The organism is Bacillus sp. PK3-037, from assembly GCF_054161355.1.
Window position 1 is genome coordinate 2,751,715 of record NZ_CP096408.1, and the last position, 12,797, is coordinate 2,764,511.

The following is a 12,797-nucleotide window of genomic DNA, read 5'->3' on the forward strand; positions in this document are numbered from 1 at the left end:
CTCGCCTGAACCGCACTGAAAAGTTCACAGTTCCTTCTTCTCTCCTTCTTTCTTCTATATCAGCATCTTTTACTTTGATCATCATGCAGAACATATAAAAACCCCTGTCCGTAGGGACTGACCCCCGTTTTTGAGACAGGGATCAAAACACCTTTTATACAGCCAATTGCCGATAGCTTATCGGTGATTGGCTGTTTAGTTTCGTTTGAATACGAATGTTGTTATAATAATAAATGTATTCTTTGACAGTGCGTTCTACGATGGCGGTCGTGGTTCGATCAATGCTGTTAAGATAGAACGTTTCAGACTTTAGTGAGGAATGAAACGATTCGATGGAGGCATTATCAGCGGGCGTCCCTTTGCGGGACATGCTCATGGTAATGCCTTTTGTGTTAACAGCTTTTTGATACTCGTAAGATGTATACACAGATCCTTGGTCACTATGTAACACGCAGTTCTCAGGCAGCGTTGGCAGCTGATCAAGTGTGTTTAAGACAAAGTCTGTGTCCTGCTTATCGCCAATCGTAAAAGCAATCACTTCTCCATTGTATAAATCTAATATACTGGAAAGATACAATTGTTTCTGTCCATAAGGCAAATATGTGATGTCCGTTACTAGTTTTTCAAGAGGGCGATCAGACTGAAAATTCCGATCCAACATATTATCGACCACGGCATATGGCTGCCCATTCTTCTTGCGCTTTTTCACCTTAACCCGGCACTGCCATTGATTTTTCTGCATAATACGCTGAACCGTTTTATGGTTGATACGCATTGTCTTTTTTAGTATGGCTGTGATTTTCCGATATCCATATCGATACTTGTGCTCTCGGCACAACGTGCCGATTTGTTTTTCAAAATAGCGCTTGGGATGATCTTTCGTCTGATTCTTCTTCCAACGATAATAAGACGCTCGAGAGATACCTAAATGAATACAGATATCCTGCACGGTCATTGTGCTGCGCAATCCTTCTACAAGTTCGACTGACGTTTCGCTATCAACTTCCTTTCCAATTCGTTGTACTTTTTTAGAACTTCATTTTGTTGTCTCAGATAACGATTCTCTGCCTGCAGTTTCTCTAAATCGGAAGCATACTCCGGCCCTTTTCCGTAAGTGTATTGCTTTCCAACAGGCTGTTCGAATCTATGTGTATCCCCAGCCTTATGCCATCTAACCCACGTCTTAATCTGTGTCTTATTCTTAATTTTTAATTTCTCCATGATCTCTTTCATAGGCACGCCTGCCAATCTCATTTCTACAGCCTTCTGTTTCACTTCAACCGGATAACTCACTCTTCTCCCCATAGAAAAAACACCTCCAAGTCTAATTTCGGCTAACAATCATCCGTTTTCAAACTTGAAGGTGTTTTTTATTTGTCTCATCTTATGGGGTCAGTCCCGTAATGGACAGGGGTTTCAGGTTAGGACATATGCTGGTCTCTATAGAGTCTTTTATTTTCAATCCCGTACGATTTCTGTACGATGTAAAGCGGCCGGTCTTTGGCTTCATCATAGATTCTGCCGATATATTCACCAATCATGCCCAGTATCAGAAGCACAATGCCGCTGAACAGGAGCTGGATGACGATAAGAGATGACCAGCCGGTAATGGTGCTGTCGGTGAACAGCTTCAAATACAGTACGATAATCATGTACAGAAATCCTGCGCCTGACATTAAGACCCCGACATAGCTTGCCAGCTTCAGCGGTTTATGTGAAAATGTCGTAATGCCGTCCATTGAAAGCTTCAGCATTTTCTTAAGCGGGTATTTCGTTTCTCCGGCAAGCCTTTCATCACGTACATACTCAACTGCCGTTTGTTTGAAGCCTACCCAGCTGACGAGTCCTCGGACAAAAGGGTTTTTTTCCTTTAATTTTTTCATTTCATCACAGACTTTTCTGTCCATGAGACGGAAATCCCCGGTATCAATCGGGATATCAATATCTGTCATGCTGCTGAGAAGCCGGTAAAACATGGCCGCTGTCTGTTTTTTGAAAAAGGTTTCCCCTTTTCGTTTTGTCCGTACGGCGTATACGACCTCATAGCCTTCCTTCCACTTTTCAATCATATCTAAAATCAGTTCAGGAGGGTCCTGCAGATCGGCGTCAATGACGGCGATTGCATTCCCCTGTGCATAATCCATTCCCGCTGTAATCGCGATCTGGTGCCCAAAATTCCTTGAAAAGTCTATAATCTTCACTCTCGGATCGATCAGGCTGTGTTCTCTTAAAATCTCAACACTGCGATCTTTGCTGCCATCATTGACGAAAAGCAGCTCGTAGTTTTCCTTCGTTTGATCCATGACCTCTTTTAAGCGCTGATAGGTTTCATGAATGACAAGCTCTTCGTTATACACAGGTACAACAATTGAATATTGAATATGTCTGCTCATGTTTTTTCCTCCTATTCATCAGCATTTAGTTCGTATAATGTTGCTGACTGGTTCATTCCGCCAGGTCCGCCGCCCATTTTGCCGGTTTGGCCTGAAGCCTTGCTGTTGCTTGATGTATCAGCTGAATCAGTATCTTCTGTTTTTTGATCAGAACTTGATTGCCATTTGTCTGATGCCACTTCTTTTCCATTTTTCTCAACCCATTCAACAATGTCATTGTTTCCGCCTCCTCTTCCAGAAGCCAAGAAGTATTTCACTTTTCCTTCTTTTACAAGTTTTTTGAATTGAGTCAGTGTGATCGCCGGGTCAGAACCGCTGTATCCGCCAATAGCCATGACAGCTTTTTTCGTTTTAATGATATATGGCGCCGCTGTGTTCGAATCGGTTGTGGCGAATAGGTATTCAGCCCCAGAGTTATTCTCCTCTAGATATTTGATCAGTTTTTCATTTACAGTCGCATCAGACATTCCCATGCCTTTTCCGCTCATTGATGCGAGCTGAGGGCCTGTTTCAGGCAGTGAACTGTTGCCACCGTACAATAGCGGTGTGCTTGCCCAATACATCGGCATCACCAGCAATGCGAGAAGAGCTGCAAGCGAAGTATAATAACTGATCGGTTTTTGGCGCTGTTTGAACAGCAGCAAAGCAATCGCTGACAACACGCCGATAACCCCTACGCCGATACTCCATCCAACACCGATTTGATCGTTGTAGTTTCTGAGAATAAACAATTCAAATCCAGTTGTCGCAATGATTGCTCCCGGCAGAAGCCATGATTTCCAGCCTGTCTGATTGCGGTACAGATGAACAAGGGCAACCCACCCCGCACCGACAAGAGCCGCAATCGGCGGTGCCAGCATGATGAGATAATAATGATGGAAAAATTCTGCGACACTGAAGAATCCGGCAATCGGTACAAGCCACGCAACCCAGAATACCGTTTCCTTCTGCTCTATAGATAATCTTCTTCTTTCTCTCGCGCCAGCGATCAGTAAGCCTGCGATTCCAAAAATCGCAAATGGCAGAAGCCAGCTGATTTGATCAGATAACTCTGTTTGGAAAAGCCGCAGTGGACCAGGTGTTCCCGTTCCAAACATTCCTGAACCTGATTGCATTTTTGAGCCGGTTCCTGTTCCGCCTTTCCCTCCGTCTCCGCCAGGTCCCCCTTGGCCGCCATCTCCGCCGCTTGGAGGGCCTCCTTGACCGCCGCTTGGCATTTCTCCATTGGATGGCGGTGCCGTCATAGTGCCATTTGCAGATTTGCCATCGTTTGATGAGCTGCTGCTTGATGACTGATTAGGCGGTGCCTGAGCGTCAGATGAACTGTTCTCCGCAGAAGGCATTTCTTTTGGTGCGTCTCCGCTTGACCCGCCCTGACCGCCGCCGGAATTTTGGCCTGTCAGCCGCTGAATCCCGTTATATCCGAAAGCCAATTCCAAAACAGAGTTGGTCTGGCTGCTTCCGATATAAGGCCGCTTGCTTGCAGGGATATTGTCAACAATGAGCGGCCACGATAACGAAACGGCTGCTAATACGGCTAACGCACTTACCAATGAAACGATTTTTTTCTTGATTGTGGCGTTTGCCGCAATCAGGTAGAACAATAAGAAAGCCGGCAAAATCATATAAGCTTGAAGCATTTTTGTGTTGAAACCTGCACCAACAACGAAAAATGCTGCTAACAGCCAGATCAGCTTTCCTTTTCTGATGGCTTTAAAGAGAAGCCATGTAGCCAGCAATAAGAAAAATACCAGTAATGCATCAACGTTGTTTGTCCGGGCCACAGCCACCGCAATAGGTGTACATGCCATGATGAAGGAGGCAATTCTTGCTGCCGTCTTACCGAATGTCGGTTTTATTAACAGATACATTAAAAGGACAGAACCTACACCAGCAAGTGCCTGAGGCAGGATGACGCTCCAGCCGTGCATACCGAATATAAGTGCGCTGATGGTTTGTATCTGGAACGTAATAGGCGGTTTATCAACCGTTATAAACCCCGCGGCGTCGAATGAGGCATAGAAAAAATTATGAAAGCTTTGCATCATACTTGTGACTGCAGCGGTGTAATAAGGATTCACCGTATCATCATTCCAGATGTTATAGATATTTAAAAATGCAGATGCGAGCAAAATGAGAATCAGGAAGATGTCCAGCTCGCGTTTTTTCTTTTCCACGTGTGTCTTCACTCCTTTTCGTCTAACTTTGAAATAGTGTAACAAGCAAATGTGAAAAAACTATTAATAAACAAAGGCAATATTTTTGCCATAATCAATTCATACGATCAGTCCATAAAAGGAAAAGTTTTTGGGTCTTTATACTGATCTAATTCTGATATTTTTTACCTAATCAACCACGCTATTTATGTAAGCCGTTTTTGAACAAAAAAGCCTTCCGGTGACGCCGGAAGGCAAAGAATCACAATATATCGTTATTGAATCGGCTTCAGCTTTGCTTCAATTTCCTCTCTTCTATGCTCAAGATATGGCGGAAGAGCGATGGTTTGGCCAAGCTCATCAATTTCTTCATCAACCATAAAGCCCGGACCGTCTGTAGATAATTCAAACAGAATGCCGTTCGGTTCTCTGAAATACAGCGCCTTGAAATAGTAGCGCTCAACGATGCCTGAGTTGCTAAAGCCTTCCCGGCTGATGATGCGGTGCCATCCGGCAAGCTCTTCTTCGTCTCTCACGCGAAATGCGACATGATGGACACTTCCTTTTCCTTGACGTTCGCGCGGAAGATCATTTCTTTCAATTAAATGGATTTCTGTGGCCGCACCGCCTTCTCCAGATTCTAAAATGACCGCTGTCCCCTGTCCTTCAACCGGCTCTCGGCTGATCTCTGTAAACCCAAGAATATTGGTTAATACATGTAATGTTGGTTCAGCGTACGGCACTGTCAGTTCAACAGGCCCTAACCCGCGAAATGAAAATTCTTCCGGAATGCCGCTTTGTTTAACAGGCAGACCATAGCCTTTGCCTTTCTCATCAGCAGTCAGCACAAGGCGCTGTCCTTCATGGTCTTCGAACGCCAATATGTCACGTCCGGCTCTTTGGGCGATGCCGCTATGCGCCACCTGATGCTCTTCAAAACGTTCTTTCCAGTAATGCAGCGCTTCTGTGCTTGGAACACGCAATCCAATAGAAGAAATACTGTTTGTTCCCGCATGAAACGGCGCAATGCGGGGAATCTCAAAAAACGTCAGTTCCGTTCCCGGATTTGCCACTTCATCTCCGTAGAATAGATGGTACATCGTCGGTTCATCTTGGTTTACGGATTTTTTGACGAGTTTTAATCCTAAAACTTTACTATAGAAATCTAAGTTTTTTTGCGCGTCAGCTGTTAATGCGGACACGTGGTGAATGCCGTTGACTTTCATATGCTGTCCCTCCAGGGTAATTTATCTCGATTTCAAGATATTATATTAAAGATGTATATTTATTTTCCTAATTACAAGGTATTTTATTCACATACGAAAGTCAACATATCAGCTTCATCTAGATCCGGCACCTTGCTAAGTCCCGCTGTCAGCCGTTTAATGTGTTCATTCAGCTTGAACACCTTTCACAAAACACGAACTTTATATAAGATTACACACAATTTTATTCGTTTCAAGAGATAGAAAATAGACGATTTCATAGATTTTACGAATGTAAATAAAGCAAATATCGAAAATCAGAAAATTTATTTTATTTCACTTTTCTAAAATAGGGTTTACAATATGAAAAATAGATTCTTCATCACGAAGCTTCATCATAGGAGGTTAAGGACATGCATACTGAAGAAAACGGTTTAAAAAAAGAGATAGGCCTCTTGTTTGCCCTTACTCTTGTTATTGGAACCATTATCGGTTCCGGCGTTTTTATGAAGCCCGGTGCTGTGCTCGCTTATTCAGGAGACTCAAAAACTGCGCTATTTGCGTGGCTGTTAGGCGGTATATTAACGCTGGCAGGCGGACTGACGATTGCAGAAATCGGTACGCAGATTCCGAAAACAGGCGGACTTTATACGTACCTTGAAGAAGTATACGGCGAGTTTTGGGGATTTTTATGCGGCTGGGTGCAGATCATTATTTACGGCCCGGCGATTATCGGGGCACTCGGTTTATATTTTGGATCTTTAATGGCGAATCTTTTCGGCTGGGGTTCAGGACTATCAAAGGTAATCGGTATTATCGCAGTTATCTTTTTATGTGTCATTAATATTATCGGTACAAAATACGGCGGTTTTGTTCAAACGCTGACTACGGTCGGAAAGCTGATTCCGATTGCTTGTATCATTATTTTCGGCCTTTGGAAAGGCGATCAGCATATCTTTACAGCAGTAAACGAAAGCATTTCTGATATGAATTTCGGAGCAGCCATTTTGGCCACATTGTTTGCTTATGACGGATGGATCCTGCTTGCGGCTCTCGGCGGAGAAATGAAAAATCCTGAAAAGCTTCTGCCTCGCGCAATGACTGGCGGACTGTTAATCGTAACAGCCATTTATATCTTCATTAATTTTGCGCTGCTTCACATCCTGTCCGCAAACGAAATTGTGACACTTGGAGAAAATGCGACAAGCACTGCTGCCAGTATGCTGTTCGGTTCAATCGGCGGAAAGCTGGTCAGTATCGGAATTATTGTCAGCATCTTCGGCTGTTTAAACGGAAAGGTTCTTTCTTTCCCGCGTGTGACCTTTGCGATGGCAGAACGAAAACAACTGCCTTTTGCTGAGAAATTGTCCCGCGTGCACCCGACATTCCGCACACCGTGGATTGCGATTTCTTTCCAAATCGCTGTGGCGATCATCCTGATGCTCATCAGTAATCCTGATAAGCTCTCTGAAATCTCTATTTTTATGATCTATATCTTTTATGTAATGGCCTTTTTTGCAGTATTTATTCTTCGCAAACAAACAAAGGGAAAAACGCGCGCTTACAGTGTTCCGCTTTACCCGTTCATGCCGATATTGGCGATCGCAGGTTCATTCTTTGTATTGGGAAGCACACTCATTACAGACACATTAAGCTGCGGATTATCAATTCTTATCGGTCTGGCCGGACTCCCTGTGTATTATTGGATGCAAAAACGAAAAGCCAGCTAAAAAACGGTTCCCTTGTTTAGGGAACCGTTTTTTGGTGAATCAGAAGATAAATGTTGACAAAAAAAACACAACTTTTGATATACTTTTTACGTTAACCAGAAAGATTTTGCAAACTTGGTTCGTTTTTTTGAGGTGAAGTAGGCCAAAATAAGGAGACACGTTTTATCGAAAAAGTCAAGCCGCGTTTTTTTCGACTTTTCCTGTTTTTTTTCGACAAAAGGCTATATAATAATTTGATGTGTGCATTGTCTCATTCAAACAATGGAGGGTTTTTTAATGATAAGAAGAAAAAAAGATAAGTTTTCACTCCTTTTAACAGAAATTGCAAAAAATATAGACGAAACTGCAGAATATTTTGTAAACTTTAAAGTCACAAACCAAACGACGCTTAAGGAGTTTGCAGATACGTTAAAGGAATTTGAAACAAAAGGTGACAATCATGTTCATGTCATGATCAAAGAGCTTAACAAAGCTTTTATCACTCCTATTGAGCGCGAAGATATTCTTCAGCTGACAAACAGCCTGGATGATGTGCTGGACGGAATCGAACATTTTTCTGCCATGATGGAGATTTTCTCAATCACTTCTTCAGACGAACATATCGATAAATTCAGCGGGTATATCCGAGAATGCGCGAAAGAAATTTTGATTACAATTGAGCTGCTGGCAGAAAACCGCTTAAAGGATATTCAGCCTCACGCGATCAAAATTAAAGAGTATGAGCACAGCTGTGACAACCTGCACAGAAAATCATTAAAAAATCTTTTCGGAACAGAAAAAGATCCGATTAAAGTGATTCAATATCGTGAAATTTACGAAACGCTTGAGGAAATTGCTGACTCTTGCCAAAGTGTTGCCAATAATCTTGAAACCATCATTATGAAAAACGCGTAACGAGGGGTTATAATGGATATTCTCTTAATATTAACGATACTAATTGTGATTTTTGCTTTGGCGTTTGATTTCATCAACGGGTTTCATGATACAGCGAACGCAATTGCGACCTCAGTATCGACAAAAGCGCTGAAACCGCGCCATGCTATTATAATGGCGGCTGTGATGAACTTTATCGGAGCGATGACCTTTACAGGCGTTGCCAAAACCATTACAAAAGATATTGTTGACCCTTATACTTTGGAAAATGGCTCTGTTGTTATTTTAGCTGCTTTAGTCGCAGCAATAATCTGGAACCTGCTCACTTGGTATTACGGCATTCCAAGCAGCTCATCCCATGCGATCATCGGGGCGATTGCCGGTGCTGCAATTGCGGCAGCTGGATTTGGAGCTTTAAATTATAAGGGATTCATTAAAATCATTGAAGCGCTGATCTTATCACCGATCATTGCCTTTGTTCTTGGTTTTATCCTTTACAGCATCGTCAAGCTGATTTTCAAAGACAGCAATTTGGCGAAAACGAACAAACAATTCCGCAGAGTGCAGATTATAACAGCTGCCCTGCAATCCTATACACACGGAACAAATGATGCGCAAAAAGCAATGGGAATTATCACAATGGCGCTGATCACGGCGAATTTACATACTTCTGCTAATGACATTCCGACCTGGGTGCAATTCGCCTGTGCGACAGCCATGGGTCTCGGTACATCAATAGGCGGCTGGAAAATCATCAAAACCGTCGGCGGAAAGATCATGAAAATCCGTCCGGTAAACGGGGTATCCGCTGACTTAACCGGAGCAGCCATTATTTTCGGTGCCACATTTATTCATTTGCCGGTCAGTACAACGCACGTCATTTCTTCATCAATCCTTGGCGTCGGTGCATCACACCGGGTAAAAGGCGTAAACTGGGGCACGGCAAAACGCATGCTGATTACATGGGTCATCACGCTTCCGATTTCAGGAACACTTGGTGCTATCGCCTACTTTATTTTAAATATGATTTTTTAATGTGGAACCGCTTCTGAACAGAAGCGGTTTTTTTGATGGAACAGGAAAACCAGCCGCATCTCTAGAATACAATAATCAGAACCTATTTCAGATGCGAGGGATTGATGTATGCTTTTATTCTTTCAAATCATGGTCTGGTGCACTATGGCCGCTTTAGGCTTATACGTATACGCCACATGGCGGTTCGAAGCGAAGGTCAAAGAAAAAATGTCCGCCATCCGAAAAACATGGTATTTGCTGTTTGTTTTGGGCGCCATGATATACTGGACATATGATCCCTCTTCTCTGTTCACAAACTGGGAACGGTATGTCATTGTCGCTGTCAGCTTTGCTTTAATTGACGCTTTTATCTTTTTGAGCGCTTATGTGAAAAAACTGGCCGGCAGTGAACTGGAAACAGACACAAGAGAAATTCTCGAAGAAAACAACGAAATGCTCCACATGTATCTCGATCGGCTGAAAACATATCAATATCTATTGAAAAACGAACCGATTCATGTTTATTATGGAAGTATAGAAGCATATGCTGAAGGAATTGATAAACTGCTGAAAACCTATGCTGATAAAATGAATCTGTCGGCCAGCCTTTGTCACTATTCGACACAGCCTGATAAAGACCGGTTAACCGAGCACATGGAGGATCCCGCTGACGTGCAAACGAGGCTGGATCGAAAGGATGTCTATTACGACCAGTATGGAAAAGTAGTGCTCATTCCCTTTACAATCGAGACACAGAGCTATGTCATCAAACTGACGTCTGACAGTATTGTAACAGAATTTGATTATTTGCTTTTCACATCATTAACGAGCATATATGATTTGGTGCTGCCAATTGAGGAGGAAGGTGAAGGATAATGGAAAACGCGTTTCAAAACGGATGCCATCCGCGGGCAAAGAAACCGTTCAAAATCCTGAAAAAACGTTCAACCACCAGTGTCGCAAGCTATCAAGTCAGTCCGCACACAGCAAGAATCTTCAAAGAAAACGAACGGCTGATTGATGAGTATAAACGAAAAAAAGCATGATCACACTAAAAGGACAAGAGAAACAGCTCTTGTCCTTATTCCTTTTCTTAAGGGGCTACATATAATAAAACAAACAGAGGATAATGTCAGGTGATACAGTGAAAAAATTGGTGCGGCGTGTGAAGGTTATTGATTACGGGAGGTTTGGCTTTTCCGGGTATTCCCTTCGGGTGAGGGAGCGGAGTGCAGGAATTTTAAAAAAATTGAAGAAGAAAAAATAAATCCCGGAGCAACTCCGGGATTTTTTGTTCTATCATCAGCTAACTTGAGCTGAGATCTTCGCTTTTGTCGCAGGTCCGTAGATACCGTCGGCGGGTAGACCGTTAACAGACTGAAAACGCGCAACCGCGTCCGCTGTTTTCGGCCCGTAAACGCCGTCGATTCCGTTGTTCACAGCTCCTTTATCAGGATAAAAGTAGAGAGCCGCCAGCGCTCGTTGCACCTGAAAGACGTGTTCGCCTGAGGTATATGGTGTTGTCAGCTGAATGATACCGTCAGGGAGCGGATAGAGTTCTGGCTCTGCAGCGGACGATGGAGCACTTACAATTAACACTTGACCAACCTGAATAAGATTCGGATCTTCGATATTGTTCCACTCTTGCAGCTGAGCAACAGTAACACCGAACGCTCTCGCTATGGATGTAAGTGTGTCACCTTTTTTCACGACGTAAGTTTGGCTCCCGCCGCCGCCAATTCCCGCTTTAAACGAGTCCCACGTATCCAACAGTTTGCGAGGGCATTCCTTCCCTGACCAATATTTGTGAGGCACGACGTTAGCGAGGCTGATACCGTGTTCAGCCATCAATGTTTTGATCAGCCACTGGGCATTAGCTGTTGCTTGTGCAAAGTCGCCATCCGCATTTTCACAAATTTCAATCCCAATAGAAGCCCGGTTGCCGCTTCCGTTCCCGTCTCCTGCATGCCAGCCGTTTTCATTTAACGGCAGATGCTGATAAATCTCTGTATCATCAACTGTAAAATGCCAGCTTGTCGTCGTATCAGGGTTTTTCAAATATCGGGCATGCGCTTGGGCATCGGCGCCTGCTGCCGTGTTCGCTGTATTGTGTACGGTAATATAAAGAGGTGTCATCGCGTAGCCTGGGCGGTTATTTGCACCGACCGGAATAAAATCTTGAATAATGTTAACCATTTTCATCTCTCCTTATTTCGTCAGATTATTTTCCTTTAACAAGTCGCGTTGCTTTTTCCCTTTTTCTGTTACATAGTTGTTTTTAAACCAAGCTGCTAGTGTTGTCCCAATTGTGAAGATCATTGATCCTGCTGAATACAGAGCATCTGCAAGCTGATTCACCTGCTCTTCCTGTATGTCCAATGGTGATTTGCCAAACATCAGCATGCTCTGGTTGATGAGCGCAAGCAAAAGAAGCACCGTCCTAGTGACCGTGCCTTTATCATACGTTTTCATGAAAATCCCCCTTAATGCTGCAGCAGGTTGTACATAATAGCGATCGCTCCGCCGATGATCCCTGTGCACACTGCTGTAATGATGGCACCAGTGATGGTGCGCTTAATCCATGTTGTATTTTCTTCAATTTTGTTTAATTTTTCGTTCAGCGTCATGATTTGCTGGTCTTGCCGGTCAGACACGCGTTCTAATGCGGAAACTCTCTGTTCGAGCGCTTTTTGCTCACCTTTTATGTCTGCTAAATCCTGCTGAAAGACATTAACATCAGGTACCTCCGTCGGTTGTGACACCGGTACGCCCTCCTTTTATTTCATCTTGTTCACCTCCTTTGAGGCAAAATAAAAAAACGCCTATTAAGCGTTTATCCTTCCTTATTAAGTCCCTTTAAGTTCGCTAGTCTCCTCGGGATTACTGGGAATTAGTAATCCTTTCCGGTAATTTCTTTATATTGATCTTTTGTGATCCATTCAATCCTAACGTATTCTTGAACTTTTTCATCCGTATAGCATTTCCACATATAAAATTGCTTTATGTCAGCTACTTCTGGATACCGAGCCATTTAATTTGCTCCCTTCAATTCTTGTATTTGTTTTTGCATCTGGGCAATGACAAAAGCCTGCTCTGCTTCCCTCATACGTCTTTCTTCATTTTCCTTCTCTGTCTTAGCAATCTGCAAAGAAAGCGCCGCATTTTGCTGCTTCAAAAGGTCAACTACAGAGACTTCTTCTCCCGCTGAACTTAAAACCGCTTCAATCTCTTCCTGTGTGGCTGCCTCAGTCCATTCCTGTTTATCTGCATCAAACTTTGGTTTGAACAGAGAAGGAGAATCCGGCAACGCAACGGTAGTGCAATCAGCAGGAATGATATAATTGCCTTTCTCGTCAACTTCGATCACCAAGACAGGCTCAACGAACATAAAATCTTCATCATATCTAAAGACTTGTATCAAGTTTT

At 43.3% G+C, this 12,797-nt stretch carries 15 protein-coding genes; 6 read left to right on the forward strand and 9 right to left on the reverse strand.

The features are described 5' to 3' along the window. Positions 1–154: 154 nt before the first annotated feature. The 4 genes from M1D69_RS14050 to M1D69_RS14065 all read right to left on the reverse strand — a co-directional run bounded on the left by M1D69_RS14050 (position 155) and on the right by M1D69_RS14065 (position 5,775). Positions 155–1,305 (reverse strand): IS3 family transposase gene (locus M1D69_RS14050; protein WP_439024324.1). Its coding sequence is split into 2 segments (ribosomal slippage): positions 155–1,032 and positions 1,032–1,305, totalling 1,152 coding nucleotides; the frame shifts between segments, so codons are not numbered across the junction. 116 nt (positions 1,306–1,421) lie between these two features. Then, complete coding sequence (locus tag M1D69_RS14055; RefSeq protein WP_458105747.1) at positions 1,422–2,393, reverse strand: glycosyltransferase family 2 protein; 972 nt, start codon at positions 2,391–2,393, stop codon at positions 1,422–1,424. 11 nt (positions 2,394–2,404) lie between these two features. Continuing rightward, positions 2,405–4,570 (reverse strand): glycosyltransferase family 39 protein, encoded by a 2,166-nt coding sequence (locus tag M1D69_RS14060; RefSeq protein ID WP_458105746.1) that lies wholly within the window; start codon positions 4,568–4,570, stop codon positions 2,405–2,407. A gap of 254 nt (positions 4,571–4,824) precedes the next feature. Further along, positions 4,825–5,775: a ring-cleaving dioxygenase gene (locus M1D69_RS14065; RefSeq protein WP_458105745.1), complete on the reverse strand. Its 951-nt coding sequence runs from the start codon at positions 5,773–5,775 to the stop codon at positions 4,825–4,827. Between the two features lie 392 nt (positions 5,776–6,167). On the opposite strand from M1D69_RS14065, the gene steT reads away from it, so the two are divergent. The 6 genes from steT to spoIISC all read left to right on the forward strand — a co-directional run bounded on the left by steT (position 6,168) and on the right by spoIISC (position 10,638). Beyond that, positions 6,168–7,484, forward strand: coding sequence for a serine/threonine exchanger (gene steT, locus M1D69_RS14070; protein WP_099042852.1), 1,317 nt, complete (start codon positions 6,168–6,170; stop codon positions 7,482–7,484). Positions 7,485–7,760: 276 nt separating this feature from the next. Further along, entirely contained in the window at positions 7,761–8,378 is a 618-nt protein-coding gene (locus M1D69_RS14075; RefSeq protein WP_044156219.1) for a DUF47 domain-containing protein, read from the forward strand. Between the two features lie 12 nt (positions 8,379–8,390). After that, entirely contained in the window at positions 8,391–9,392 is a 1,002-nt protein-coding gene (locus tag M1D69_RS14080) for an inorganic phosphate transporter (protein ID WP_044156221.1), read from the forward strand. A 108-nt stretch (positions 9,393–9,500) separates the two neighbouring features. Beyond that, on the forward strand, positions 9,501–10,247 hold the full coding sequence (locus tag M1D69_RS14085; protein ID WP_268508727.1) for a type II toxin-antitoxin system SpoIISA family toxin: 747 nt from the start codon (positions 9,501–9,503) through the stop codon (positions 10,245–10,247). Continuing rightward, positions 10,247–10,417: a type II toxin-antitoxin system SpoIISB family antitoxin gene (locus M1D69_RS14090; protein WP_024121090.1), complete on the forward strand. Its 171-nt coding sequence runs from the start codon at positions 10,247–10,249 to the stop codon at positions 10,415–10,417. The genes M1D69_RS14085 and M1D69_RS14090 overlap by 1 nt, the downstream gene beginning before the upstream one ends. 83 nt (positions 10,418–10,500) lie before the next feature. Further along, positions 10,501–10,638 (forward strand): three component toxin-antitoxin-antitoxin system antitoxin SpoIISC, encoded by a 138-nt coding sequence (gene spoIISC, locus M1D69_RS14095; RefSeq protein WP_125825426.1) that lies wholly within the window; start codon positions 10,501–10,503, stop codon positions 10,636–10,638. Positions 10,639–10,673: 35 nt separating this feature from the next. On the opposite strand, the gene M1D69_RS14100 is transcribed toward spoIISC, so the two are convergent. The 5 genes from M1D69_RS14100 to M1D69_RS14120 all read right to left on the reverse strand — a co-directional run bounded on the left by M1D69_RS14100 (position 10,674) and on the right by M1D69_RS14120 (position 12,792). Continuing rightward, on the reverse strand, positions 10,674–11,567 hold the full coding sequence (locus M1D69_RS14100) for an N-acetylmuramoyl-L-alanine amidase (RefSeq protein ID WP_458105744.1): 894 nt from the start codon (positions 11,565–11,567) through the stop codon (positions 10,674–10,676). Between the two features lie 12 nt (positions 11,568–11,579). Further along, positions 11,580–11,843, reverse strand: a complete 264-nt coding sequence (locus M1D69_RS14105) for a phage holin (RefSeq protein ID WP_458105743.1) — start codon at positions 11,841–11,843, stop codon at positions 11,580–11,582. A gap of 11 nt (positions 11,844–11,854) precedes the next feature. Continuing rightward, positions 11,855–12,133 carry a hemolysin XhlA family protein gene (locus M1D69_RS14110; protein ID WP_059336102.1) on the reverse strand — a complete coding sequence of 93 codons (279 nt, stop codon included), beginning with the start codon at positions 12,131–12,133 and terminating at the stop codon, positions 11,855–11,857. Positions 12,134–12,261: 128 nt separating this feature from the next. Continuing rightward, positions 12,262–12,402 (reverse strand): XkdX family protein, encoded by a 141-nt coding sequence (locus M1D69_RS14115; RefSeq protein ID WP_099042851.1) that lies wholly within the window; start codon positions 12,400–12,402, stop codon positions 12,262–12,264. After that, a complete protein-coding gene (locus M1D69_RS14120; protein ID WP_099042850.1) occupies positions 12,403–12,792 on the reverse strand; it encodes a hypothetical protein in 390 nt (129 codons plus the stop codon). Between the last annotated feature and the right edge of the window lie 5 nt (positions 12,793–12,797).